General features: G+C 68.7%; 25 protein-coding genes. 18 read left to right on the top strand and 7 right to left on the bottom strand.

What is annotated here, in order from left to right; genetic code table 11:
* Positions 1–13: 13 nt before the first annotated feature.
* Both BN976_RS07250 and BN976_RS07245 read right to left on the bottom strand, forming a co-directional pair.
* Positions 14–724 (bottom strand): TIGR03089 family protein, encoded by a 711-nt coding sequence (locus BN976_RS07250; RefSeq protein WP_036369544.1) that lies wholly within the window; start codon positions 722–724, stop codon positions 14–16.
* Position 725: 1 nt separating this feature from the next.
* Positions 726–2,207 carry an LCP family protein gene (locus BN976_RS07245; RefSeq protein WP_011778969.1) on the bottom strand — a complete coding sequence of 494 codons (1,482 nt, stop codon included), beginning with the start codon at positions 2,205–2,207 and terminating at the stop codon, positions 726–728.
* 66 nt (positions 2,208–2,273) lie between these two features.
* Here BN976_RS07245 and rfbD point away from each other — a divergent pair, with 66 nt between their 5' ends.
* The 4 genes from rfbD to BN976_RS07225 all read left to right on the top strand — a co-directional run bounded on the left by rfbD (position 2,274) and on the right by BN976_RS07225 (position 6,151).
* Entirely contained in the window at positions 2,274–3,128 is an 855-nt protein-coding gene (gene rfbD, locus BN976_RS07240; RefSeq protein WP_036369543.1) for a dTDP-4-dehydrorhamnose reductase, read from the top strand.
* Between the two features lie 34 nt (positions 3,129–3,162).
* Positions 3,163–4,038, top strand: a complete 876-nt coding sequence (locus BN976_RS07235; RefSeq protein ID WP_036369540.1) for a glycosyltransferase family 2 protein — start codon at positions 3,163–3,165, stop codon at positions 4,036–4,038.
* Positions 4,039–4,065: 27 nt separating this feature from the next.
* Positions 4,066–5,145, top strand: a complete 1,080-nt coding sequence (manB, locus tag BN976_RS07230) for a mannose-1-phosphate guanylyltransferase ManB (protein WP_036369538.1) — start codon at positions 4,066–4,068, stop codon at positions 5,143–5,145.
* Between the two features lie 139 nt (positions 5,146–5,284).
* Entirely contained in the window at positions 5,285–6,151 is an 867-nt protein-coding gene (locus BN976_RS07225; RefSeq protein WP_036369535.1) for a putative endonuclease domain-containing protein, read from the top strand.
* Between the two features lie 27 nt (positions 6,152–6,178).
* Here BN976_RS07225 and BN976_RS07220 read toward each other — a convergent pair whose 3' ends face one another.
* The 3 genes from BN976_RS07220 to cofD all read right to left on the bottom strand — a co-directional run bounded on the left by BN976_RS07220 (position 6,179) and on the right by cofD (position 9,115).
* On the bottom strand, positions 6,179–6,712 hold the full coding sequence (locus BN976_RS07220) for an NUDIX hydrolase (RefSeq protein WP_036369533.1): 534 nt from the start codon (positions 6,710–6,712) through the stop codon (positions 6,179–6,181).
* Between the two features lie 79 nt (positions 6,713–6,791).
* Positions 6,792–8,132, bottom strand: coding sequence for a coenzyme F420-0:L-glutamate ligase (locus tag BN976_RS07215; protein WP_036369530.1), 1,341 nt, complete (start codon positions 8,130–8,132; stop codon positions 6,792–6,794).
* Entirely contained in the window at positions 8,129–9,115 is a 987-nt protein-coding gene (cofD, locus tag BN976_RS07210) for a 2-phospho-L-lactate transferase (RefSeq protein ID WP_036369527.1), read from the bottom strand. Before cofD ends, BN976_RS07215 begins: the two co-directional genes overlap by 4 nt.
* Positions 9,116–9,538: 423 nt before the next feature.
* Here cofD and BN976_RS34030 point away from each other — a divergent pair, with 423 nt between their 5' ends.
* Entirely contained in the window at positions 9,539–9,808 is a 270-nt protein-coding gene (locus BN976_RS34030) for a WhiB family transcriptional regulator (protein ID WP_275995919.1), read from the top strand.
* Between the two features lie 32 nt (positions 9,809–9,840).
* Here BN976_RS34030 and BN976_RS07200 read toward each other — a convergent pair whose 3' ends face one another.
* A complete protein-coding gene (locus BN976_RS07200) occupies positions 9,841–10,263 on the bottom strand; it encodes a metallopeptidase family protein (RefSeq protein ID WP_011778978.1) in 423 nt (140 codons plus the stop codon).
* 131 nt (positions 10,264–10,394) lie between these two features.
* Between BN976_RS07200 and BN976_RS07195 the strand changes: the two genes are divergently transcribed.
* The 13 genes from BN976_RS07195 (at position 10,395) to BN976_RS33525 (ending at position 22,315) form a co-directional block, all read left to right on the top strand.
* Entirely contained in the window at positions 10,395–10,811 is a 417-nt protein-coding gene (locus BN976_RS07195; protein ID WP_011778979.1) for a DUF3499 domain-containing protein, read from the top strand.
* Between the two features lie 146 nt (positions 10,812–10,957).
* On the top strand, positions 10,958–12,352 hold the full coding sequence (locus tag BN976_RS07190) for a phosphomannomutase/phosphoglucomutase (protein ID WP_011778980.1): 1,395 nt from the start codon (positions 10,958–10,960) through the stop codon (positions 12,350–12,352).
* A complete protein-coding gene (locus tag BN976_RS07185; RefSeq protein WP_234935491.1) occupies positions 12,349–13,464 on the top strand; it encodes a TobH protein in 1,116 nt (371 codons plus the stop codon). Before BN976_RS07190 ends, BN976_RS07185 begins: the two co-directional genes overlap by 4 nt.
* Positions 13,465–13,469: 5 nt before the next feature.
* The gene (gene manA, locus BN976_RS07180; protein ID WP_011778982.1) at positions 13,470–14,696 is read left to right on the top strand and encodes a mannose-6-phosphate isomerase, class I; all 1,227 of its coding nucleotides are present in this window, start codon (positions 13,470–13,472) and stop codon (positions 14,694–14,696) included.
* A gap of 232 nt (positions 14,697–14,928) precedes the next feature.
* Entirely contained in the window at positions 14,929–16,410 is a 1,482-nt protein-coding gene (locus BN976_RS07175; RefSeq protein WP_011778983.1) for an APC family permease, read from the top strand.
* A gap of 233 nt (positions 16,411–16,643) precedes the next feature.
* A complete protein-coding gene (locus tag BN976_RS07170) occupies positions 16,644–16,949 on the top strand; it encodes a WhiB family transcriptional regulator (protein ID WP_036369524.1) in 306 nt (101 codons plus the stop codon).
* Between the two features lie 346 nt (positions 16,950–17,295).
* Positions 17,296–18,567, top strand: coding sequence for an alkane 1-monooxygenase (locus tag BN976_RS07165; RefSeq protein ID WP_036369523.1), 1,272 nt, complete (start codon positions 17,296–17,298; stop codon positions 18,565–18,567).
* Positions 18,564–18,737, top strand: a complete 174-nt coding sequence (locus BN976_RS07160; RefSeq protein WP_036369521.1) for a rubredoxin — start codon at positions 18,564–18,566, stop codon at positions 18,735–18,737. The genes BN976_RS07165 and BN976_RS07160 overlap by 4 nt, the downstream gene beginning before the upstream one ends.
* Positions 18,737–18,949: a rubredoxin gene (locus tag BN976_RS07155; protein ID WP_036369518.1), complete on the top strand. Its 213-nt coding sequence runs from the start codon at positions 18,737–18,739 to the stop codon at positions 18,947–18,949. The genes BN976_RS07160 and BN976_RS07155 overlap by 1 nt, the downstream gene beginning before the upstream one ends.
* Before the next feature lie 31 nt (positions 18,950–18,980).
* A complete protein-coding gene (locus BN976_RS07150) occupies positions 18,981–19,712 on the top strand; it encodes a TetR/AcrR family transcriptional regulator (protein WP_011778988.1) in 732 nt (243 codons plus the stop codon).
* 188 nt (positions 19,713–19,900) lie between these two features.
* A complete protein-coding gene (gene ahcY / locus BN976_RS07145; protein WP_011778989.1) occupies positions 19,901–21,358 on the top strand; it encodes an adenosylhomocysteinase in 1,458 nt (485 codons plus the stop codon).
* Position 21,359: 1 nt separating this feature from the next.
* Positions 21,360–21,848: a hypothetical protein gene (locus BN976_RS07140; RefSeq protein ID WP_036369511.1), complete on the top strand. Its 489-nt coding sequence runs from the start codon at positions 21,360–21,362 to the stop codon at positions 21,846–21,848.
* The gene (locus BN976_RS33525) at positions 21,845–22,315 is read left to right on the top strand and encodes a hypothetical protein (RefSeq protein ID WP_145977924.1); all 471 of its coding nucleotides are present in this window, start codon (positions 21,845–21,847) and stop codon (positions 22,313–22,315) included. Before BN976_RS07140 ends, BN976_RS33525 begins: the two co-directional genes overlap by 4 nt.
* Before the next feature lie 25 nt (positions 22,316–22,340).
* Here the strand turns inward: BN976_RS33525 and BN976_RS07130 are convergent, their stop codons facing one another.
* The gene (locus BN976_RS07130) at positions 22,341–24,734 is read right to left on the bottom strand and encodes an alpha/beta hydrolase (protein ID WP_235622000.1); all 2,394 of its coding nucleotides are present in this window, start codon (positions 24,732–24,734) and stop codon (positions 22,341–22,343) included.
* Positions 24,735–24,838 lie beyond the last annotated feature (104 nt).

The raw sequence follows: 24,838 nt of genomic DNA, 5'->3' as shown, positions 1-24,838 counted from the left end.
GGAAACGATATGGTCACAGAGTCGTGCGCGTCAATTTCTCGGTCTCGCGCCGACGCTCCACCTGAGCCGGGTCGGGATTTGCCACAAGTACCAGAGACGCGCCTACCGCGTACAGCGCGAGTAGCTGGTCGACCACGTCGTCGGCGGTGTCCCAGCGTGCCGCCGACATCACCCGGTCCGCCGCCGTGAGCCCCTGCGAGGCCGCCGACGCCCGCGCGGCGGCGAGCACCTCGTCGGCCGACCGTCCCTCCAGCGCCGGCCCTGGCTGCCGCTCCGGCACGATCTGGTCGCCGTGCACCCGCACCGCCGTCGCATAGTCCGTCAACCCGACCGGCAGGTCGGGCACAGGCTTGCCGAACGGGTCCAGCGACAGCACCGCGATCTCACCGGAACCGACACTGGCGTCGGCGTCAGCCAGACGGTCGGCCGTGCACATGGCGATGTCGGCATCGCCGGACAGCACGGCCTCGGCGCCGATCCACCAGATCCCGAACAGCACCGCCGCGGTCTGCCAGTGCGCGGGCAGCAGCACCGCCACCCGGCTGCCCGGCATCGCCCCGAGCTCGTCGCGCAGCAGGTTGCCGGTCTTGGCCGCCCAGTTGGCCAGCGTCGCCGTCGACAACTCGATGCGCTCGCCGGTGGCGTCGTCGTAGTAGGTGATGCGCGGGCCGGCCGGATTGGCCGCCATCAACGGGTCGAGGATCGCCGAGCTGAGGTTGGTCACGTCAGTTGACGCACTCGGGGTCGTTCGAGCCCGCCGTCAGGATCGGCGGCGGCGCGGGCACCGTCGCACCGGTATCGGTGACCACACCCGACGTCGACGGATCGGCGCCCATCAGCGTCACGTCGCTGCCGTCCAGGCCTGCGCCGGGACCGGTGTAGTCGGCGGCCAGCACCACCCGCACCGAGCCCTGCGGCACCTGCGCGTTCTCGACCACCGGCAGCCCGCCCAGCTCCTGCGCGACGGCCTGCGCCCCGAGGTCGTCGGTCTTGGCGGCCTGCACCTGGCTGGCGGTCACCTTGGCGCCGTCGTTGTTGCCGACGTTGCCCTTGGTGAAACCCTTGCCCGACAACACATGTGACACCGCGGCGGCCAGACCGTTGATGTCGGTGTCGTTGACGACCTCGACCGTGGTCTTGTCGTTGCTGTAGGTCAGCTCCTCGGTCTTGCCCTCGTCCTGGTCGTGCAGCAGGCCCGTCACCCAGTCCTTGACCGCCGCCGGGTCGACGCGCACCACGCTCTGCATACCGTCGTCGCTCCAGCCCGCCTCCTCCACGATCGGGATGGTCGCGAACGCGATGTTCCCGCCGGCCAGCTTCTGCAGCTGCTCGACGAAATCCATGATGTTCCAACCGTCGGAGAGCACCACCGACCGCTGGACCGCGTCCTCCAGGTTGTTCAGCGTGGTCGGGCTCGACAGCGTCTTGCTGGAGATCACCTCGTGCGCCATCGACGCCATCACCGCCTGCTGGCGGGCCACCCGGTCCAGGTCGCCGCGCGGAAGGTCGTGCCGCTGACGCACGAAGCTCAGCGCCTGCGTCCCGTTCAGCTTCTGCCAGCCCGCGGGGAAGTCGGCACCCGAAAGCGGTTCGTAGACAGGCGCGTTCAGGCAGACGTTGACACCGCCGAGGGCGTCGGTGATCAGCGCGAAACCGAGCAGCCCGATCTCTGCATAGTGGTCGACGGTGACGCCGGTCAGGTTCGCGACCGTCTTGATCAGTTGCTCGCGGCCGGCCGCCTGCGCCTCCGGCTCGGCCACCGCCGGATCCACGCCCTGCTCCTCGACGAGTTCCTTCATCTTCTCCAGGTGCACCGAGCCGTACACGCCGTTGATCTTCAACTTCCCGATCCCCGGCGACTCGACGTAGGAATCGCGCGGGATCGAGATGGCCGTCGCCGACTGCCCGTTGTTCGGGATGCGGATCAGGATGATCGTGTCGGTGTTGGTGGACACCTCGTCGCCGGCGCGCAGCATCGCGCGCTCCTCGTCGCTCAACGGGTTGCCGTGCGCGTCGGTGCGGCTGTCGGAACCGACCAGCAGGATGTCGATCGCGCCGTCCTCGCCACCCTCGCCCAGGGCCACCGGGTTGATGTGGTTAATCCCCGATTCGAACGAGCGGATCTTGCCCCACGCGATGCCGGTCCCGAGCACGACGACGACTGCCATGGCCACAGAAATGGCGCGGACCAGGTGAGCAGCAGGCATTTGCCCAGGCTACTTGCGAGCGGCCCGCATTCGTTGCAGCCGGCATCGGCGTGCCAAACTCGTGACGTGACCGGCCGAATCGTGATCTCAGGAGCGGGCGGCCTGGTGGGACGCGTGTTGGCAGGTCAGGCCCGCCGTGCCGGCCGTGACGTGGTGGCGCTCACATCGGCGCAGTGGGACATCACGGATCGGGCGCAGGCCGAGCGTGTCATCGCCGCCGGCGACGTGGTCGTCAACTGCGCCGCGTTCACCAAGGTCGACGCCGCCGAAGCCGAGCCCGACCGCGCGCACGCGGTCAACGCCGTCGGCGCCGGGAACGTCGCGCAGGCCTGCGCCCGCGCCGGGGCGTCGCTGATCCACCTGTCCACCGACTACGTGTTCAGCGGCTCCCGCCGCCGGCCGTATGAGATCGACGACGAGACCGGCCCGCTTTCGGTGTACGGGCGCACCAAACTGGCCGGTGAGCAGGCGGTCCTGGCCGCGCTGCCCGACGCGTACGTGGTGCGCACCGCGTGGATCTACGAGGGCGGCGCCGGCACCGACTTCGCCGCGGTGATGCGACGGGCGGCCGAGGGTGACGGCACGGTCGAGGTGGTCGCCGACCAGATCGGCTCGCCCACCTACGTCGGCGACCTGTGCCGGGCGCTGCTGCAGATCGCCGACGGCGGCGTCCGCGGGCCGGTGCTGCACGCCGCCAACCTCGGCGCGGTCAGCCGATTCGACCAGGCGCAGGCCGTGTTCGCCGAGCTCGGCGCGGACCCGTCGCGGGTGCGGCCGGTCGGCAGCGATCGGCATCCGCGTCCGGCGCCGCGCCCGGCCTACTCGGCGTTGTCGTCGGTGAAGTCCGCCGAGGCGGGGTTGACCCCGCTGCGGCCCTGGCGCGACGCGTTGGCTGAGGCGCTCGCCACAGTGGCCGGGTAGTTACTCTCTACGCCGTGGAACTGGTGATGCCTGCGTGAGCGACGAACTGTTTGTCGTGACGGTGACGTACTCGCCGGGCCCGCACCTGGATCGGTTCCTGGCCACCCTTTCTCTTGCGACCGACCGCCCGGTGACCGTGATCATGGCCGACAACGGCTCCACCGACGGCGCACCCGAAGAGGCCGTCGAGCGCTACCGCAACGTCAACCTGTTCCGCACCGGCGACAACCTGGGGTACGGCACCGCCGTCAACCGCGCCGTCGCCGAATACGGGCTGACGTCGCGCTCCGACTTCTTCATCGTCGCCAACCCCGACGTGCAGTGGGGGCCGCGCAGCATCGACCTCCTGCTGGAAGCCGCGGCGCGCTGGCCGCGCGCCGGCGCGCTGGGCCCGCTGATCCGCGACCCCGACGGCGCGGTGTATCCGTCGGCGCGGCACCTGCCGTCGATCATCCGCGGCGGCATGCACGCCGTCGTCGGGCCGGTGTGGCCGTCGAATCCGTGGACGACCGCCTACCGTCAGGAGCACGCCGACCCCAGCGAACGCGAAGTCGGCTGGTTGTCGGGATCCTGTCTGCTGCTTCGCAGTTCGGCCTACTCGGAGATCGCCGGCTTCGACGAGCGCTACTTCATGTACATGGAGGACGTCGACCTGGGCGACCGGCTCGGCCGCGCGGGCTGGCAGAACGTGTACGTGCCGTCGGCGGAGGTGTTGCACGACAAGGGCCATTCCACCGGCCGCGACCCCGCCCGCAACCTGGCCGCCCACCATGTCAGCACCTACACTTTCCTGGCAGATAGGTACCCGAGATGGTGGCAGGCGCCGCTACGCTGGGCGTTCCGCGGCGCACTGGGGGCGCGGGCGAGTCTGGTCGTGCGCAACTCGCGCCGTAAGACTCGTCGGACATGATCGGGTGCAGGGGAAAGGGCGACGCTTGTGGTCAATCCAGCTGAGGTCGATGCGGTCGTGTTGGTCGGCGGCATGGGCACGCGCCTGCGTCCGCTGACGTTGTCGGCGCCCAAGCCGATGCTGCCGACTGCCGGGTTGCCGTTCCTGACGCATCTGCTGTCGCGGATCGCCGACGCCGGCATCGAGCACGTGGTGCTCGGCACGTCGTACAAGGCCAACGTGTTCGAGTCCGAGTTCGGGGACGGCTCCAAGCTCGGTCTGCAGATCGACTACGTCGTCGAGGACGAACCGCTTGGCACCGGCGGCGGCATCGCCAACGTCGCCTCGAAGCTGCGCTACGACACCGCGGTGGTGTTCAACGGCGACGTGTTGTCCGGCTGCGACCTGCGCGCGCTGCTGGACTCGCACGCTTCCCGCGACGCCGATGTCACGCTGCACCTGGTGCGTGTCGGGGACCCGCGCGCATTCGGTTGTGTGCCAACCGATTCCGACGGCAATGTGACCGCGTTCCTGGAGAAGACGCAGGACCCGCCGACCGATCAGATCAACGCAGGCTGCTACGTGTTCAAGCGGTCGGTGATCGACGCCATCCCCAAAGGCCGTGCGCTGTCGGTGGAACGCGAGATCTTCCCGCAGCTGCTGTCCGACGGTAAGCGGGTGTGCGGCTACGTCGACGCCACCTACTGGCGCGACATGGGTACCCCTGAGGATTTCGTGCGCGGCTCGGCGGATCTGGTGCGTGGCATCGCACCGTCGCCGGCGCTGCATGGCCATCGCGGGGAAAGCCTTGTGCACGACGGTGCTTCGGTGGCCCCCGGCGCGCTGCTGATCGGTGGCACGGTGGTCGGGCGCGGCGCGGAGGTCGCCGGCGGGGCCCGGCTGGACGGCGCCGTGATCTTCGACGGCGTGAAAATCGGTGCGGGCGCGGTGATCGAGCGCTCGATCATCGGCTTCGGTGCACGCATCGGGCCTCGGGCGCTGATCCGCGACGGCGTGATCGGTGACGGCGCGGACATCGGCGCGCGCTGCGAGCTGCTGCGTGGTGCACGTGTGTGGCCGGGCATCACGATCCCCGACGGCGGCATCCGCTTCTCGACCGACATCTAGTTCCCGAGCCGCGAACGTGCATTGACGGTAGTGGCTTCGGCCTACCGGCTACCGTGAGTGCACGCTCGCGGGTGCCCGGCTGTGGATAACTTCGCGCTCAGGTCCACCGATTGTCGGTGGCACTCCAGAGGCTCGGTTCATGGGTGGGGTGATTCTGGGCAGCGAAGCAATAGCGGACGGTCTCGTCACGTCGGGCCGGCTCCGATATGGGTACAGCCGGCTGTACCCGAATGTGTATGTGCCTCGGGGGCAACCGCAGTCGCTGATAGACAACACCGTCGGTGCGTGGCTGTGGTCAGGGCGACGCGCAATCGTCACCGGCCGAGCCGCGGCAGCGTTGCACGGCGCGCGGTGGGTCAGCGAAAAGGCGCGTGTCGAATTGAACTACAACTGCCGGCGCCCGCCGAAGGGAATCGTCTGCCGCGACGAACGCATCGGGTGTGACGAGGTGATACAGGTCGGCGAACTCGCGGTGGCCGCAGCGCACCGCACCGCATTCGATCTCGGCCTGCATCTGCCGCTCAACAGTGCCGTCGTGCACCTGGACGCGCTTGCCAACGCGACGGGGCTCACGCGCGAGCGAGTGCTGCCTCTGCTCGACGAGTACCGCGGCGCGCGTGGGATGAAGAAGCTGCGCACCGCACTCGATCTGATGGATGGTGGGGCGCAATCGCCGCGGGAGACGTGGCTTCGGCTGTTGTTGACGAAGGATTTCCCTCGGCCCACCACGCAGATCCCGCTGTTCAACAGCCGCGGTGTGCCGTTCGCCTACCTCGACATGGGTTGGGAGGACCTGAAGATCGCGGTCGAGTACGACGGCGAACATCATCAGAAGAACAGGGACCAGTACATCTGGGACGAGCAGCGGCTGCGGTTGATCCGGGCGCGTGACTGGCTGCACATCAAGGTGATCAAGGAAGACGAGCCGGATGACGTCACCGCCCGGGTCAAACGGGCGTGGGCGCTCCGCGAACGTGCATTCGCGGTAGCAGAACGCGTGTCGTAGCTACGGTGGGTGCACGTTCGCGGGAGATTAGCCAGCCGCGGCGGCGGCCAGCTGGGTGAGGCCGAAATCGCAATCCCGCGGCAACTCGTCGATCGGCCACCACCGCAGATCCAGTGACTCGTCGCTGCGGGTGATCTCCGCACCCTCGGGCGCCCGCACCACGAACTGCACGTCGAGGTGACGGGTCGGCACACCCAGCGAGCACGTCACCGGATGCACGTGCAGCGCCGCCGGTTCCGAAGTGATCGTCAGCCCGTCGATGCCCGACTCCTCGGTCGCTTCCCGCAGCGCCGCCGCCACGATCGTCTCGTCCTCGGGCTCGCAGTGACCGCCGAGCTGCAACCAGCGCCCGATCCGCGGATGCAGGGTCAGCAGCGCGTGCCGCCCGCTGTGGTCGAGCACCAGCGCCGAACCCGTGATGTGGCCCGGCACGCAGTCGCGGAGGCACGCGTCCTCGCGGGCCGCCAGGAACGCCAACACCGCGTGCCGCAGCGAATCCTGCGCGGGGTCGGCCGGCCGCCAGGTGGTCAACGTGTCGACCGTCGATTGGTGCAGACTCATCCGGTCCCTCCGCGAGCAGACGTGAACTCGCATGCCTTCGGCCCAAATAGTGCGAATTTGTGTCTGCTCGCCGAAGAGCTCACCGCCGCACCAGCAGGTCATCGGTCGGCACCGGGTCGCGCGGGGCCACCGGCGCCTCGGGGTAGCCGATCGCGATGGCGCCCAACGGTTCCCAATCGTCGGGCACACCCAGCTCGGCGCGCACCAGATCCGGCGCGAAGATCGTCGAGCCGATCCAGCAGCTGCCCACCGAGCGCGCGGCCAGGGCGACCAGCAGCCCCTGCACCGCGGCGCCCGCCGCGACCGTGAACATCGTGTGCTCGGCCGCGGTCCGCCGCGCGTCGGGGTAGGAGTGCGCGCCGTCGGGAACCATGAACGGGATGACCAGTTCCGGTGCGTCGTAGAGGATCTGGCCGCGGTTGACCCGACGTTCCACGGACTCCGGGTCGCGGCCGTCGCCGAGCAGGTCGGCGCGCCAGCGGTCCTTCATCTTGTCCAGCAACCCGACCCGCACCGACGCGTCCTGCACCCACACGAAACGCACCGGCCGCGTGTGGTGCGGCGCGGGAGCCGTCAGCGCCTCACCGACCGCGGCCTCGATCACGTCGCCCGGCACCGGCTCGGAGTTGAAGGTGCGCACCGACCGTCGCAGCAGCTGTGCCTGCGAGCGACCCAGCGCCAACGCCTCCTCGGTACCCAGCCAGAACAGGTCCTCCTCGCCGGCGCGCACCAGATTGCGCGCCGACGACCCGTCGTCGCGCAGCGACAGCCCGCGCACCACCGCGACCGGGACCGCGGTCAGCTTGCCCTTCACCAGATCCGCGGCCGCGGCGATCTCGTCGGCGACCGCGATCTCGGTGACGATCAACTCGTTGCCGTGCTGATCGCGTTCGCCCGCATAGGCGTGCAGTACCGTCAGCCCGGCCGCGCCGATCGCGACGTCGGTCTGGCCGGTGCGCCATGCCCGCCCCATCGTGTCGGTGACGACGACCCCGACGCGCACCCCGAGCCGTTCCCGCAGCGCCGCGACCAAGGCGGCCGCGCTGCCGTCGGGATCGACCGGCAGCAGCGCCAATTCGTTGGACTCGACGTTGGAACCGTCCACCCCGGCGGCGGCCTGCACCAGCCCCAGCGCGTTCTCGGTGATCAGCGTGCGGCCCTTGCGCGCCAGCACCCGCACTGCCTCGCTGTCGATCAGCTTGCGCCGCAGCGCATCCCGCTCTTCGGGATCCGCCGGCGCGGCGACCATGCGGCCCTCGGTCTTTGACAGCACCTTGCTGGTGACGACGAGCACGTCGTCGTCCTGTAGCCACGGCGCGGCCTCGGCGATGGCCGCGGACAGGTCGTCACCCGGCCGGAACTCCGGCAGCCCCGGGACGGGCAGCAGTTCCACCCGCGCCGACGTGCCGTGATCGGTCACGGCGACACCCCGGCCAGTTCCATTCCGGCGCGGACCATCTCGGCGGTGGCGGCGGGATCGGTCATCAGCAGCGGAATCGAGCGCACGGCGACCCCGTCGACGGACGCGTGATCACCGGAGTGCACGAGCCAGCCGTCGAGGATGCCGGTCGACGAGCGCGCACCGAAATGGTTGCCGACCGCTTCGGAGGTGCTCGGCACCCCGATCACCGTCAGGCATGCGTCGGCCATGCCGCGCAACGGCTTGCCGCCGATGATGGGGGAGTAGCCGATCACCGGGGCCTTCGTCGACCGCAACGCACCGCGGATACCGCCGACCGCAAGGATCGCGCCGACACTCACCACCGGATTCGATGGCGCGATCAACACGATGTCGGCATCTTCGATCGCGTCGGTGACGCCCGGTGCCGCGGTCGCCTTGTCGGCGCCGACGAACGCGAAACTCTCCGTGGGGATCTGCGCGCGATGGCGCACCCACCACTCCTGAAAGTGGATGGCGCGCTTCTCGCCGTCCTCCGGATCGGTGACCACGACGTGGGTTTCGCTGCGGTCGTCGCTGGCCGGAAGCAGCCGTGCGCCGGGGGACCACCGGCGGCACAACGCCTGCGTGACATCGGAGAGCGGATAGCCCGCCCGCAGCATCTGGGTGCGCACCAGATGGGTGGCCAGATCGCGGTCGCCGAGGCCGAACCAGTCCGGCTGCACTCCGTAGGCCGCGAGTTCCTCCTTGGCATGCCAGGTTTCGTTCTTGTGGCCCCAGCCGCGTTCGGGGTCGATGCCGCCGCCGAGGGTGTACATGCACGTGTCGAGATCGGGACAGATTCGTACCCCGAACATCCACGCGTCATCACCGACATTGACCACAGCTGTCACTTCATGCTCATTGGTATCGTCAGTGCCGAACTGCCCCAACCCCAACAGATGTTGGACACCGAGCAAGAAGCGCGCACCGCCGACGCCACCGACCAGAACCGCCACCTTCACAACGAACGAGACTAGGCGGTGGAAGAGAGCAACGGCGTCGCGGGAGGGAACGTGATAGACACGCCACAGCGCGACGCGCCGAAAACAAGTCACGGAATGGTATGAATTCCTGTTCTACCGCTTGACCGAGGCAGCTAACGCGTGTGTAATCACACCAGTGTCATTTCGCGGTTCTCCGGCCGGTTTCGGTGCAGCAGACCGAGATTCGATCACTTGTTCGAAATGGGATGGCTGCACACCAATTGTGCGGCTGGCAGATACGGATCTACGAGACCTGTGGAGGAGGGGAACATGGCATTTGAACAGGCCGATTTCGGTGATTCGATTCGGTTCGACAGCAGGCTCCTCGGCTCGGTGGGAAGTGCGCCGCACATCCAGACCGGACCGGCACCAAGTGGAGCAGGCGGGCGCCCGCAATTGAGTTTGGTACCCGATCATATTGAGCAATTCGGTGACGATTCCGGTATTCCGGACGAGGATCAATGGCAGGAGCGCGCATTGTGCGCCCAGACCGATCCCGAGGCCTTCTTTCCGGAGAAGGGCGGCTCCACCCGCGAGGCCAAGCGAATCTGCCTGGGCTGCGAAGTGAAGGACGCCTGCCTGGAATACGCACTGGCCAACGACGAGCGCTTCGGCATCTGGGGCGGTCTGTCCGAGCGTGAGCGCCGTCGCCTCAAGCGCGGCATCATCTGAACTTCGAGCGCGCCCCGCGCGCTCAGCAGCCGCTAGTCGTCGTCCAGGGTCGGATCGATGACGGACGGCTCCACCCCCAGATAGGTGGCCACCTGAGCCACCAGCAATTCATGCAGCAACTCGGTCAGCTCGTCGGTGTCTTTGGCCCGACGCTCGATCGGCTTGCGGAACAACACAATTCGCGCGCGAGTGGAGTCACCTCGCACGTCCACCCCCGCAGGGATGAGTCGGGCCAGCGCGATCGGGCCGTCCGCCACCACCTCGGCCGGCCACTGCACACTGTCGGGATCCTTCGGCGCGATGCGCGGGATCTCGTCGACCGCCACATCGAGCGTCGACACCCGCTCATGCCAGCGCCGCTCGATGGGTTCGTAGGCTTCCAGCACCGCCATGTCGAAGCGTTCGGCGCGGCTGCGCCACCCCGGGACGGTCGGAGGGAGCAGCGGTCCGCGCATCTCCCGGCCCCGCCGCGACCCCCGATGGTGGCGCCTCGTCACGAGAAAGATCGTAACGGTTGGGCTTCGGGCGCCCTGTGGCTGCGCGTGTCCGCAGTGGCGCGGACGAAATTGCACGATAACCTTCCGCTGTGAATGTTCCCCGTCGCTGCTGCCGGCCTGGGTGCCCGCACTATGCGGTCGCGACGCTCACCTTCGTCTATTCAGATTCGACGGCTGTCGTCGGCCCGTTGGCCACCGTGTCCGAGCCGCACTCGTGGGATCTGTGCGTCATGCACGCCGGCCGGATCACCGCGCCCCGCGGCTGGGAGCTGGTCCGGCACGCGGGCCCGCTGCCGTCGCACCCCGACGATGACGACCTGGTGGCGTTGGCCGACGCGGTCCGAGAAGGACGCGATGCCGCGCCCGTCGCAGGCTTCACCGTGGGCTTCAGCGATCCGGTGACCGGTGCCCACGGTGGCGCGCTGATGGCGCCGCCGGCCCGTCGCCCCGAGACCAACGGCCGCCGCCGCGGCCACCTGCGGGTGCTGCCCGACCCGACCGACTGACGACCCGCCGCCAAAACTGCATTCCACGCGGGGTCTCCCCGGTTTTGACACCCGTTGAACGCGATTTCGGCGGGAAGGAGCCTGGCGTGGCGGCCGCCGTCGACGGCTAGGCTGAACACCAACAGTCTCTTCGGCCAAGGAGCTCTATGTCTCGTCCCGCCGCGGCGGTGCAGCGCGTCATCAAGGCATATGACGTGCGTGGACTTGTCGGCGAGGAAATCGACGAGAGTTTCGTGCGCGACGTCGGCGCCGCGTTCGCGCGGCTGGTGCGCGACGCCGCCCAACCCGCCTCGCAGATCGTCATCGGCCACGACATGAGGGCCAGCTCGCCGACGTTGTCGGCGGCCTTCGCCGACGGTGTCACCGCCCAGGGACTCGACGTCGTGCGCATCGGCCTGGCCTCCACCGATCAGCTGTACTTCGCCTCCGGGCTGCTCGACTGCCCCGGCGCGATGTTCACCGCCAGCCACAACCCCGCCGCCTACAACGGGATCAAGCTGTGCCGGGCCGGCGCCAAACCCGTCGGCAAGGACACCGGCCTGACCGTGATCAGCGACGAGGTGATCGCCGGCGTCCCGGACTACGACGGCCCGCGCGGCCGCGTCTCCGACCGCGACGTCCTCGCCGACTACGGCGAGTTCCTACGTTCGCTCGTCGACATCTCCGCGGCACGCCCGCTGCACGTGGCCGTCGACGCCGGCAACGGAATGGCCGGCCACACCGCACCGGCCGTGCTGGGCCCGATCTCCTCGATCACGCTGTCACCGCTGTACTTCGAACTCGACGGTGACTTCCCCAACCACGAAGCCAACCCGCTGAATCCGGCCAACCTGGTCGACCTGCAGAACTTCGTGCGCGAAACAGGCGCAGACATCGGGCTCGCCTTCGACGGCGACGCCGACCGGTGTTTCGTCGTCGACGAGACCGGCGCGGCCGTGTCGCCGTCGGCGGTGACCGCGCTGGTGGCCGCGCGCGAACTCCAGCGCGAGATCGGCGCGACCGTCATCCACAACCTGATCACCTCACGCGCGGTACCCGAGCTGGTGACCGAGCGCGGCGGCACGCCGGTGCGCTCGCGCGTCGGCCACTCCTATATCAAGGGGCTGATGGCCGAAACCGGGGCCATCTTCGGCGGCGAGCACTCCGCGCACTACTACTTCCGCGACTTCTGGGGCGCCGACTCCGGCATGCTGGCCGCGCTGCACGTGCTGGCGGCCCTCGGCGAACAGGACCGTCCGCTGTCGGAGATGATGGCCGACTACCAGCGCTACGAAGCCTCCGGCGAGATCAACTACACCGTCGCCGACGCTCCCGCGATCGTCGACTCCGTGCTGCAGGAGTTCGCGTCCCGCATCTACGCGATCGACCACCTCGACGGGGTGACCGTCGACCTCGGTGAAGGCCGCTGGTTCAACCTGCGGATGTCCAACACCGAGCCGCTGCTCCGGCTCAACGTCGAGGCCCGCAGCGCCGACGAAGTCACCGAACTCGTCGACGAGATCGGCGGCTACATCACCTCGGGCGTCAAGGAATCGACGTGAGCCCGAGCCCGCTGTCGGCGGCCGACGTGGACCTCGACGACACCGACGGCCTGCTGGCCGCCGATCGTCAGGGTTTGTTGCGTGCGGCGTCGATGGCGGGCGCGCAGGTTCGCGCCACCGCCGCCGCGCTCGACGAGGGTGACCTCGACGCGGTCCGCTCCGACGCCCCGCCGCGCACGATCGTGTGGGTGGCCGGGCACGGCAACGCCGAGACCGCGGGCAGCATGCTGGCCGCCCTGCTCGGCGGATCGATCGGCACGCCGATCGTCGTCGTCGCCGAAGCGCCGCCCTGGATCGGGACCCTCGACGTGGTGATCCTCGCCGGCGACGACGCCGGTGACGCTGTGCTGGTGTCGGCCGCGGCCACCGCCGTGCGCCGCGGCGCACGGGTGATCGTGGTGGCCCCACAGGAGGGACCGCTGCGCGACGCGACCGCCGGACGCTCGGTGGCGCTGCCGCCGCGGATGCCCGTGCCCGACCACTTCACCTTCGCCCGCTACCTGGCCGCCGGGCTGGCCGTCCTGCAGGCGGTCGCCCCCGGCTACTCCGTCGACCTCACCGCGCTGGCCGACGCACTCGACGCCGAAGCGCTCCGAAACAGCGCTGCCCGTGAGCTTTTCACCAACCCCGCCAAGGGGCTGGCCGACCGGATGCAGAACCGCGACGTGGTTGTCGCCGGTGACTCGGCCGCGACGGTGGCCCTGGCACGCCATGCGTCGGTGGTGATGTTGCGCGTCGCGCAGCGGACGGTGGCCGCGGCGGAGCTGGCCGACGCCCTGGTGGCGCTGGGGTCGGGGTGGGGCCGCGGAGGCGATACCGGCGCGGCGTCGATCTTCCACGACGAGGAGATCGACGGCCCCCTACCGCAACGCACCCGCACCATCGTGTTAACTTCCGATGCCGAACGGTCTGCGGTCGCGGCGCGACTGCAGGGGTTCGACGATACTCAGATCGTTACCGCCAACGACGTCCCCGACGTCGCGGCGACAGGGGGGGATGGCGAGCCGGGCTCAGCAACGACGCCCGGATCCACGCGTCCCGAACAACAATTGGCGCTGCTGGCCCTCCGCCTGGAGATGGCGGCGGTCTATCAGCGCCTGGTTCGAGGTTGAGACGAGTGCATCTGCTCAAAGGCGCGGTACGGACCTATGCATGGGGTTCGAGGACTGCGATCGCCGAATTCGTGGGGGCGCCAAGCCCCACCGCGCATCCGGAGGCCGAGCTGTGGTTCGGCGCCCATCCGGGGGACCCGGCATACCTGAAGACCGATGACGGAGACCGGTCTCTGCTCGACGCGCTGCGCGCCGACCCGGAAGGCGAGCTGGGCGCCGCGGTCCGCGGACGCTTCGGCGACACGCTGCCGTTCCTGGTGAAGGTGCTCGCCGCCGACGAACCGTTGTCGCTGCAGGCGCATCCGAGCACCGAGCAGGCCGTCGAGGGCTTCGCCCGGGAGGACCGGCTGGGCATCCCGATCTCGGCGCCCGACCGCAACTACCGCGACCGCAGCCACAAGCCCGAGATCATCGTCGCGCTCAGCCAATTCGAGGCACTGGCCGGATTCCGGCCGGCCGCACGGTCCGTCGAGCTGATGCGTGCACTCGGCGTCGCCGACCTCGACCCGTTCATCAGCCTGCTGCACGGTCAGCGCGATGAGGACGGCCTGCGGGCGCTGTTCACCACGTGGATCACGTTCCCGCAGCCCGATCTCGACGTGCTGGTGCCCGCGGTGATCGACGGGGCCATCGGCTATGTGCGTTCCGGTGAGCGCGAATTCGCGCGCGAGGCCAAGACCGTGCTCGAGCTCGGTGAGCGCTATCCCGGGGATGCCGGCGTGCTGTGCTCGATGCTGTTGAACCGGCTGTCGCTGGCGCCGGGAGAGGCGCTGTATCTGCCCGCCGGCAACCTGCACGCCTACCTGCACGGGATCGGTGTCGAGGTGATGGCCAACTCCGACAACGTGTTGCGGGGCGGCCTGACACCCAAACACGTCGACGTGCCCGAGCTGTTGCGGGTGCTGGACTTCACCCCGGCCGAAGACGTGTACGTCCGGCCCGAAACCGTGCGCGACGGAACGGAAATCGTCTACCCGACGCCTGCGCCGGAGTTCTCGGTGTCGGTGCTCGGCATCGAGGGTGAGCGCCTGGGGCACGAGATCGACGCGCCCACCTGTCACGACGGCCCGCAGATCCTGCTCTGCACGCAGGGCGCGGCCACCGTGCACGCCAAAGCCGATGCCGTGGTACTGGAAAAGGGCGCGGCGGCTTGGGTTTCCGCCGACGACGGGCCGATCAGGTTGGTCGCGCAGGAGCCCACCCGGCTGTTCCGGGTGACCGTCGGGATCTAGCCCAGGCCGTCATATTGTGCCGGACCGCACGCCCGACCAGCCGCGCCGGCACACCGGGCAGGTGGTCACGTTCGTACACCGTGACGCGGTCACAGACGTCCGACAGCACGCGGGCCGCGCACAACCCGCCGAGGCTCGCGCCGATCACGATCGCGTGTTTGGCGGTCTCAGTCATTGAAATCCACGGTAATGGGTAGATTCCGCTGAGGCGATGACGACGAGAGGGCGGTCGATGGTTCAGGAGCCGGGGGCGCAGACGGTCGGCAGGCGACGGACGAAATCGGTGGAGCAGTCGATCGCCGACACCGACGAGCCCAGCACCAGGTTGCGCAAGGAACTGAACTGGTGGGACCTGACCGTCTTCGGGGTGTCGGTGGTGATCGGCGCCGGCATCTTCACGATCACCGCGTCCACTGCCGCCAACATCACCGGCCCGGCGATCTCGCTGTCGTTCATCATCGCGGCGATCGCGTGCGGGCTCGCCGCGCTGTGCTACGCCGAGTTCGCCTCGACCGTGCCGGTCGCGGGCAGCGCGTACACGTTCTCGTATGCGACGTTCGGGGAGTTCGTCGCGTGGATCATCGGCTGGGACCTGATCCTCGAGTTCGCCGTCGCCGCCGCCGTCGTCGCCAAAGGCTGGTCCAGCTACCTCGGCACCGTCTTCGGTTTTGCCGGCGGTACCACGGAAGTGGCTGGTTTCCAACTGGATTGGGGTGCGCTGGTGATCATCGCGCTCGTCACCCTGATTCTGGTCATGGGCACCAAGCTGTCGGCGGGCGTCAGCCTGGCTATCACCGCGGTCAAGGTCTCGGTGGTGCTGCTGGTGGTCATCGTCGGCGCCTTCTACATCAAGGCGGAGAACTTCTCGCCGTTCGTTCCGGCACCGGAGGAGGGCGGCTCGGGCGGAACGGGCACCGAGCAGTCGTTGTTCTCGCTGCTGACCGGCGCCGAGGGCAGCCACTACGGGTGGTACGGCGTGCTGGCCGGCGCCTCGATCGTGTTCTTCGCGTTCATCGGGTTCGACATCGTCGCGACCACCGCCGAAGAGACCAGGAACCCGCAGCGCGACGTCCCGCGCGGCATCCTGGCCTCGCTGGCCATCGTCACCGTGCTCTACGTCGCCGTCGCGGTGGTGTTGACCGGGATGGTGAGCTACACCGAACTGCGCGACGCCGAGACGCAGAACCTGGCCACCGCGTTCTCGCTGAACGGGGTGGACTGGGCCGCGAAGGTGATCTCGATCGGCGCGCTGGCGGGGCTGACGACGGTTGTGATCGTGCTGGTGCTGGGGCAGACACGGGTGCTGTTCGCGATGTCGCGCGACGGGCTGCTGCCCCGTCAGCTGGCCAAGACCGGCGAGCACGGGACGCCGGTGCGGATCACGCTGATCGTCGGCGCCGTGGTGGCGGTGACCGCGACGGTCTTCCCGATCGGCAAGCTCGAGGAGATGGTGAACATCGGCACGCTGTTCGCGTTCGTGCTGGTGTCGGCGGGCGTGCTCGTGCTGCGGCGCACCCGCCCGGATCTGAAGCGGGGATTCCGTACGCCGTGGGTGCCGCTGCTGCCGATCCTGGCGATCGCCGCATGTGTGTGGCTGATGCTCAACCTCACCGGGTTGACCTGGATCCGCTTCCTGATCTGGATGGCGATCGGCGTGGTCGTGTACTTCCTCTACGGCCGTCGGCACTCGCTGGTCGGCCGCCGAATGGGCTGAGCCTTCGGAGGTCAGCGGCACCGCTTCGCCGACCGCACCTGCCCGCGTCTTTGGGCCAGGGACCTTGGTCACATCAGCGAACGACGTTTGGTCACTGTCCATCGCGACGGGCGTCAGTACATTGCAGTGGGGGCAGTTTGGTACAGCGGTGGCGCCACCCGTCGCGGGTGGAGCGTGCCGGCGGGGTAGTGGTCCGCCCTTGACGTCGTCCGCGGCACCACAGGGGGTTTTACGTGAGCGTTTCTGGAGCTGAAGTCGGCGAGGACCGCTACGCATGGGTGTCGAAGGCCCGGTGCGCCTCCGCAGATCCTGAGGGTCTTTTCGTTCGCGGTGCCGCGCAGAAGGATGCAGCGAAGATCTGCCGGGGCTGCCCCGTCATCGCCGAGTGCGCCGCCGATGCGCTCGACCACCGCGTGGAGTACGGCGTGTGGGGCGGCATGACGGAGCGCCAGCGTCGAGCATTGCTGAAGGCACACCCCGAGGTGGTCTCCTGGGCCGCCTTCCTGGCCGAACAGAAGCGGCGCGCGGAAGCGGGGTGACGCTGACGGCAGGGCATCGGCTCGAGGATCTCCCGGCCGCTGCGGGCCCGCCGCCGCGGGCCCGCGCCGTCAGCGTCCAGCGCCGCCGTCAGCGGGCCGCCAGCGTGCTGAATCCTGATCACTGGTGTCGAGCCTCGATCGCCGGCGTGCGCATTTGTTCCGCCGAGCGTGCGCTTCGTTCGCCAAAAATCGGCATGTCGCGCCGCAGACTCGCACGCTCGCACTCCAATGGCGTTTACAAAACAGCTGTCTGTGTCTAGACAGGCGACAAAATGCGCTCTATAGTCAACGGCACGAGGTGACCGTACTCACAAAGCAAGGAGGCATTGGGGTGACCGCACCAGAAATGTCCAAGCCCGACGTCGAGCAGTGGCGCGACAAGAAGCGCTACCTGTGGCTGATGGGCCTGATCGCACCGACCGCGCTGTTCGTGATGCTGCCGCTGATCTGGGCGCTCAACCAGTTCGGCTGGCACGTCGCCGCGCAGGTGCCGCTGTGGATCGGCCCGATCCTGCTCTACATCCTGCTGCCCGCCCTGGACCTCAAGTTCGGTCCCGACGGCCAGAACCCGCCCGACGAGGTGATGGAGCGGCTGGAAAACGACAAGTACTACCGCTACTGCACCTACCTCTACATCCCGTTCCAGTACGCCAGCGTGATCCTGGGTGCCTACCTGTTCACCGCATCCGATCTCGGCTGGCTCGGCTTCGAGGGTGGCCTCAGCTGGCCCGCGAAGATCGGCCTGGCGCTGTCGGTCGGTCTGCTCGGCGGAGTCGGGATCAACACCGCGCACGAGATGGGGCACAAGAAGGACTCTTTGGAGCGCTGGCTGGCCAAAATCACTCTGGCGCAGACCCTTTACGGGCACTTCTACATCGAGCACAACCGCGGCCACCACGTCCGCGTCGCCACCCCGGAAGATCCCGCGTCGGCACGCTTCGGTGAGACGTTCTGGGAGTTCCTGCCACGCAGCGTCTTCGGCAGCCTGAAGTCTTCCTGGGAGCTGGAGGCCAAGCGACTGGAGCGGGCCGGCAAGAGCAAGTGGCACTGGTCCAACGACGTGCTCAACGCGTGGGCGATGTCGGCGGTGCTCTACGGCGCATTGATCGCAGTGTTCGGCTGGGCGCTGATCCCGTACATCCTGATCTCGGCCGTCTTCGGCTTCACGCTGCTGGAGGCCGTCAACTACCTGGAGCATTACGGCCTGCTGCGCAAGAAGCTCGACAGCGGCCGCTACGAGCGGTGCGCGCCGGTGCACAGCTGGAACTCCGACCACATCGTCACCAACCTGTTCCTGTACCACCTGCAGCGCCACAGCGACCACCACGCCAACCCGACGCGTCGCTACCAGACGCTGCGCAGCATGGAGGGCGCCCCGAATCTGCCCAGCGGCTACGCGTCGATGATCGGGCTGACCTACTTCCCGCCGCTGTGGCGCCGGATGATGGACCACCGGGTGCTCGCGCACTACGGCGGCGACATCACCCAGGTCAACATCCAGCCGAGGGTGCGGGACAAGGTTCTGGCCCGGTACGGAGCGGCGGCCGACGAGCGCTCGCGCGAGGAGAAGAAGGCAGCCGACGAGCGCTCGCGCGAGGAGCAAGGAGGCAAGGCGTGACCGCCTTCCGTTGCCCCGGCTGCGATTACGTCTACGACGAGTCCAAAGGTGAACCCCGCGAAGGGTTTCCGGCAGGCACCGCGTGGGCCGAGGTGCCCGACGAATGGTGCTGCCCGGACTGCGCGGTACGCGAGAAGATCGACTTCGAAGAGATTGGAGTTAAGAAGTGATGAGCGCTGGCGCGAAGAACCAACAGGAAACGAGTGACTACAAGCTGTTCATCTGCGTGCAATGCGGATTCGAGTACGACGAGGCCAAGGGGTGGCCCGAGGACGGGATCGAACCCGGCACCCGATGGGACGACATCCCCGACGACTGGAGCTGCCCGGACTGCGGCGCGGCCAAGTCGGACTTCGAGATGGTGGAAGTCGCCCGGCCGTGAACGCTCCTTCGTCCTCCGCGAGCGCGCGCCGATGCGCGCGACGCACCGAGCGGAGCCGTGCAGACACGCGCGCTCGCGGAACACGGCGAGCCAGGGGACCGCAGTGACGGCGAGCGCGGGGCCCGGAACCATTACAGTCGCGCGTGTGGGCCTCTCCAACGACAAGCGCGTCAGCTACGCCGAGGCCTCGCGGGTGCTGCTGCGGGACTCCATCCTCGACGGGATGCGGGAGATGCTCCTCACCCGCGACTGGTCGGCGATCACGCTGTCCGACGTCGCCAAGGCCGCCGGCATCAGCCGCCAGACCATCTACAACGAGTTCGGCTCACGCCAGGGCCTGGCGCAGGGCTACGCGATGCGGCTGGCCGACCGGCTCGTCGACCAGATCCACGGCGCCATCAACGGCAACGCCGGTGATGTCTACGCCGCGTTCCTGCAGGGCTTCCGCGACTTCTTCGTCGAGTCCGCCGCCGACCCGCTGGTGATCTCACTGCTGACCGGGACGTCCAAGCCCGATCTGCTGCAGCTCATCACCACCGACAGCGCACCGATCATCAACCACTGCTCGTCGCGGCTCACCGAGTCCTTCATGAGCAGCTGGGTGCGCGTCAGCCAGGAGGACGCGGGCGTGCTGGCCAGGGCCATCGTCCGGCTGGCGATGAGCTACATCTCGATGCCGCCCGAGGCCGACCACGACGTGGCCCGCGACCTGGCCCGACTGATGACGCCGTTCGCCGAGCGCTACGGAGTGATCGACCCCTAGATCGCCGGGTGAGCGACGGCCGTGACCTGCCGTCGCACCGGAGGCGCTACGGTGTCATAGACGCCCCTGGCCGGCAGAGCGCCGTAGCGCCTGTCCCGCGAGCCCGCAGGCCGGGGTTGTTCGCATGGATGTCGCATGCGCGAATCCGTGCGCTCACACGCAATTGACGAACCACAAAGGGGCTCTACATGACTGCTCTGACCGCCGATGTCCGCAACGGTCTGGACTACAAGGTCGCCGACCTGTCGCTGGCCGAATTCGGGCGCAAGGAGATCCGCCTCGCCGAGCACGAGATGCCCGGCCTGATGGCGCTGCGCCACGAATACGCCGAGGTCCAGCCGCTCAAGGGCGCGCGGATCTCGGGCTCGCTGCACATGACCGTGCAGACCGCGGTGCTGATCGAGACGCTGGTGGCCCTCGGTGCCGAGGTGCGCTGGGCGAGCTGCAACATTTTCTCCACCCAGGACCACGCCGCCGCGGCCGTCGTCGTCGGCCCCAACGGAACCCCCGAGGAGCCCAAGGGCACCCCGGTCTTCGCCTGGAAGGGCGAGACGCTCGAGGAGTACTGGTGGGCCGCCGAGCAGATGCTCACCTGGGAGGGCAAGCCGGCGAACATGATCCTCGACGACGGTGGCGACGCCACCATGCTGGTGCTGCGCGGCGCGCAGTACGAGAAGGCCGGCGTGGTGCCGCCCGCCGAGGACGACGACCCGGCCGAATGGAAGGTCTTCCTGTCGCTGGTCCGTGAGGGCTTCGAGAAGGACAAGACCAAATGGACGAAGATCGCCGAGTCGGTCAAGGGCGTCACCGAGGAGACCACCACCGGTGTGCTGCGGCTGTACCAGTTCGCCGCCGCCGGTGAGCTGGCCTTCCCGGCCATCAACGTCAACGACTCGGTCACCAAGTCCAAGTTCGACAACAAGTACGGCACCCGGCACTCGCTGATCGACGGCATCAACCGCGGCACCGACGTGCTGATCGGCGGCAAGAAGGTGCTGATCTGCGGCTACGGCGACGTGGGCAAGGGCTGCGCGGAGTCGCTGGCCGGCCAGGGCGCGCGCGTCGCGGTCACCGAGATCGACCCGATCAACGCGCTGCAGGCGCTGATGGACGGCTTCGACGTGGTCACCGTCGAGCAGGGCATCGCAGAGGCCGACATCGTCATCACCTCGACCGGCAACAAGGACATCATCACCCTCGACCACATGAAGGCGATGAAGAACCAGGCCATCCTCGGCAACATCGGCCACTTCGACAACGAGATCGACATGGCCGCGCTGGAGCGCTCCGGTGCCACCCGCATCAACATCAAGCCGCAGGTCGACCAGTGGATCTTCGAGAGCGGCAAGTCGATCATCGTGCTGTCCGAGGGGCGCCTGCTCAACCTGGGCAACGCGACGGGCCACCCGTCGTTCGTGATGAGCAACAGCTTCTCCAACCAGGTCATCGCGCAGATCGAGCTGTGGACCAAGAACGACGAATACGACAACGAGGTGTACCGGCTGGCCAAGCACCTCGACGAGAAGGTGGCGCGCATCCACGTCGAGGCGCTCGGCGGCACGCTGACCAAGCTCACCAAGGAGCAGGCCGAGTACATCGGCGTCGACGTCGAAGGCCCGTACAAGCCGGAGCACTACCGCTACTGACGTGGCAAAACTGCTGAGAGCGGTGACGCTCGGTGTCGCGCTGGCCCTGACGGCATGCCAGGGCCAGCCGGTCTCCGACGAGGCCGGCGAGTCCGGCGTCACCGCGTCTCGGCCGGCCCCGCAGGTCCGGCACGACACCGAGGAACTGGCCAAGACGTTTCCCGCGCTCGGCGTGCCGGTGTCGGCGTCGTGGATCACATGGGACAACAGCGGCGAGGCGGAGAAGCCGAGAACCAAGGTGGTGTGGATCGACGCCGTCGTCGAGGTGGTGCCCGAGACGATGAATTCGCTTGTCGCGAAGAACTATCCCGAGGACAGCGGGTACGTGCCCGCGGTGCAGAAGGTGCTCGAGCCCGACTTGCCGCCGGGGCCGTTCCTCACCGGCATCGAGCTCAACATGGCGTTCGCCGGCGACCGCAGGAGCACCCGGGTGTTCCTGGATCCGCCGCACAACGCCGTGGTGCTGCAGTCCTACCGCATCGGGGCATGAGGGATTTCGTCGCCGGTGGGCGACGATCGCCACGCCGGAATCGCTGGGTGGTGGCGCTGGTCGCGGCATGCGCGGTGGCGTGCTCACCGGCCCCCGCTGTCGACGTCCCGAGTGAGATCCACAGCGATACAGCGCCTTTGACGAGACGCTTCCCGGCGATCGGCGTGCCGGAGGCGGTCGCCTGGGTGACGTGGACGAACGCGAGCCGCGACGTGCCCGGCCCGACGACCTACTGGATCGACGCGGTGATCACGCTGCACCCGCAGGCCGCCGCCGCGCTGGCCCGCGACACCACCGCCGAGGGCAGGATGCCCGACGTCGCCGAGGCGCTGCGGTCCGCGGTGGGGCCGGGCCCGTTCGTCACCGGCGCCGCGCTGAACGAGGCGCTGAGCACCGACGGCTGGACGGCGACCGGCTACCTCGACCGCCGGCGAAACCAGCTGGTCCTCAACGCCGTCGACGACTAGCGATCCCGTCGCCGGGCGACGACTGTCACGCCGGAATCGCCGAGAGACCCAGCTGGCGGTAGACGTTGGCGCGCCAGATGGGCGCCTGCGAGTTCACCACGATGCCGCCCAGAGCCCACCCGTGCAGCTGCCCGTCGCCGATCACGACCGTCAGATCGGCCTGGGGGTCCTGGGACAACACCTTGTCGCGGAACGCGATCACGCCGGGGAGCAGCTTCTCCACCGTCCCGATGTACACGGTCGTCGGCGGCAGGCCGGTCAGGTCGGCGCCTGCGATCGGGTTGACCCGCGGATCGTCCATGTCCCAGTCGCCGTTCCAGCGCGGGCCCTCGCCGGGTGGCGCCGGCCGCGGCAGAATCGGGTCGTCGATCGCGTCGATCTGCGGCCCCCGCAACGTCAGATGCAGCGCAGGCGAGACCAGCACCATCCGCGACGGCTGCGCCTCGGACACCACGCAGTGCACGTCAATCCTGCAGCGGCGCAACATCTCCTGCACCGCCAGCACCGCATACGAGCCACCCGACGAGTCCCCGTACAGGCTGACGTTGTCCACGCCGTGCGCGTCGATGAGCATCTTCAGGTAGTCGGCCATCGGCGGCACCAGCGTCGCTGCGGTGCCGGTGCTCTTCGGCGGCGCCATCGGATAGATCGGCACCAGCACCGTGGCGCCGGTCTCGCGCGCCATCTGCGCGTAGTCCGACCAGTGCAGCACGGTGGCCTCGGCCTCGAACCCGCCGCCGTGCAACGCCACCACGAATTCCCCCGACGGGTCCGGCGAGGCCAGCTCCCACACCGTCCACCCGTTGTAGGTGCGCTCGGTGACGGCCAGCCCGCGTACCAGCTGCGGCGGGGGAGCGATGCTCGTGGACCCACCCGCGATGCCGCTGAGGATCTTGATGCCGGTCTCCTCGTTGATCCAGCGCAGCGTGCGCAGCAGCCCGACGACGAACGTGTCGCCGAACGACGGTGGGCCCGTCGTGATGGTGCGAGGACCCGAAGCGACGTCGTCGAGCCCGAGTCGGCGGTAGATGTCGGGGCGCACCTTCGGCCCCTGCGAGTTCGCGGCGATGCCGCCCAGCGCCCAGTCGTGGACCTGCCCGCGCCCGATGACGGTGGACACCGCCCCGCCTGCGGCCGACCACTTGTCGTGCAGCAGCAGCGTGTCGGGCAGTGCCCATTCCAGCTCGCCCACATAGAGCGTCGTCGGCGGGAGCGCGGCCAACACGGCGTCCTCGAAGAACAGCGGGCTGACCATCGGATCCTGCGGGTCGAGGCCGTCGCTCCAATGGTTCACGTCGGTGTAGAAGTCGAGGTTGCGGACATCGATGATGGGGTCGTCGACGTCGTCGATGTCCGGATTCGACAGCGAGCTGTCCGGCGCGAGCGACAGCAGCACCATGCTCGCCGGGACGGGCCGGCCGTCGAGAACCAGCTCGCGCACCGCCGCCATCGCCAGTGCCGACCCGGCCGAATCGGCGTAGACGCCGACGTTGCCGGCACCGTGGATCGCGATCTGCCCGGAGATGAACCGCGCCATCGCGGGCACCACCTTGACCGCCGTCCCGGCCGCGGTGGTCGCCAGCGGATACATCGGCACGATCACGGTGGCGCCGGTGTCGCGGGCCATCGCCGCATAGTCGAGCCAGTGGGTCACCAGGGGTTCGAGGATGAACCCGCCGCCGTGCACCGCGATGACGGTGTTGCCGGTCGGGTTCGGCGGGTGGAACTCCCACACCCGCCAGAAGTCGTCCTCGGACACCTCGTACTCGGTGCGCCGCACGTCGAGCCCGTACTTCACGAACCAGGGCGGATTCGGGCTCTCCAGCGCCTGCCCGATCAGGCCGTAGATATCGATGCCGATGAGGCTGGAGAAGCCGCGCAGCACCCGCAGGCCGACGACGGTGACCTGATCGAAGAAGCTCGGCGGGGCGGTGTAGACGATCTCGTCGGCCGCGGCGGCGACGGGCGCGGTCGTCTCGGTGTGCGTGTCGCGCCGCGCGGCGCCCGTCACGGCCAGTTGCGCCGCGACGGCCGGGGCGGGCCCGGGCTCGGTGTCGGCGGGCGGGTCCAGCTCCGCCGGGTCGCTGTCGACGACCGTCGTGATCGTCTCGGAGTAACCGGAAGGCTCGTCGTCGTCGTCCTCGACGACCTCGTCGGAAGCGACGTCGTCGGAAGCGACGTCGGTGACGTCCCCGACGGACTCGTCCGGGGCGGGCTCGTCGGCAACGGGCTCGTCCGGGGCGGGATCGGTCGCCTCGCCGGGATCGGTCGCCGCGGTGTCGGTCGTGTCGTCGTCGCGCGCCGGCCCGGCCTCGCCCTGCGACGACGCGGTGCCGGCGCCGCCCGTGTCGTCGGCCGCGGCGACCCCGCCACCCAGTCCCATGAACACCGCCGCGCCGACCCCCGCCGCGACGGCCAAACCCGCACCTTTGCCAACCCTTTTAGGTCCCCGCACTTGTAGAACTATGGGTGGACAATTCAGGGTCGTCAATGTTTGCCTGCGGATCGGTCGACGGCGTTGGT

Origin of the sequence: Mycolicibacterium austroafricanum (assembly GCF_000612725.1) — a bacterium.
Classification (GTDB): domain Bacteria; phylum Actinomycetota; class Actinomycetes; order Mycobacteriales; family Mycobacteriaceae; genus Mycobacterium; species Mycobacterium austroafricanum.
Note: the sequence above shows the minus strand (reverse complement) of the source record. Positions and strands in the feature narration are given on the sequence as shown.

Bases quoted from the DNA above. Each gene is read 5' to 3' on its own strand.
- BN976_RS07220 (WP_036369533.1), bottom strand. From the start codon at position 6,712: ATGAGTCTGCACCAATCGACGGTCGACACGTTGACCACCTGGCGGCCG.
- ahcY (WP_011778989.1), top strand. From the start codon at position 19,901: ATGACTGCTCTGACCGCCGATGTCCGCAACGGTCTGGACTACAAGGTC.
- BN976_RS07175 (WP_011778983.1), top strand. From the start codon at position 14,929: ATGGTTCAGGAGCCGGGGGCGCAGACGGTCGGCAGGCGACGGACGAAA.
- BN976_RS07155 (WP_036369518.1), top strand. From the start codon at position 18,737: ATGAGCGCTGGCGCGAAGAACCAACAGGAAACGAGTGACTACAAGCTG.
- BN976_RS07150 (WP_011778988.1), top strand. From the start codon at position 18,981: ATGCGCGCGACGCACCGAGCGGAGCCGTGCAGACACGCGCGCTCGCGG.
- BN976_RS33525 (WP_145977924.1), top strand. From the start codon at position 21,845: ATGAGGGATTTCGTCGCCGGTGGGCGACGATCGCCACGCCGGAATCGC.
- BN976_RS07200 (WP_011778978.1), bottom strand. From the start codon at position 10,263: ATGCGCGGACCGCTGCTCCCTCCGACCGTCCCGGGGTGGCGCAGCCGC.
- BN976_RS07190 (WP_011778980.1), top strand. From the start codon at position 10,958: ATGTCTCGTCCCGCCGCGGCGGTGCAGCGCGTCATCAAGGCATATGAC.
- BN976_RS07225 (WP_036369535.1), top strand. From the start codon at position 5,285: ATGGGTGGGGTGATTCTGGGCAGCGAAGCAATAGCGGACGGTCTCGTC.
- BN976_RS07165 (WP_036369523.1), top strand. From the start codon at position 17,296: ATGTCCAAGCCCGACGTCGAGCAGTGGCGCGACAAGAAGCGCTACCTG.
- BN976_RS07245 (WP_011778969.1), bottom strand. From the start codon at position 2,207: ATGCCTGCTGCTCACCTGGTCCGCGCCATTTCTGTGGCCATGGCAGTC.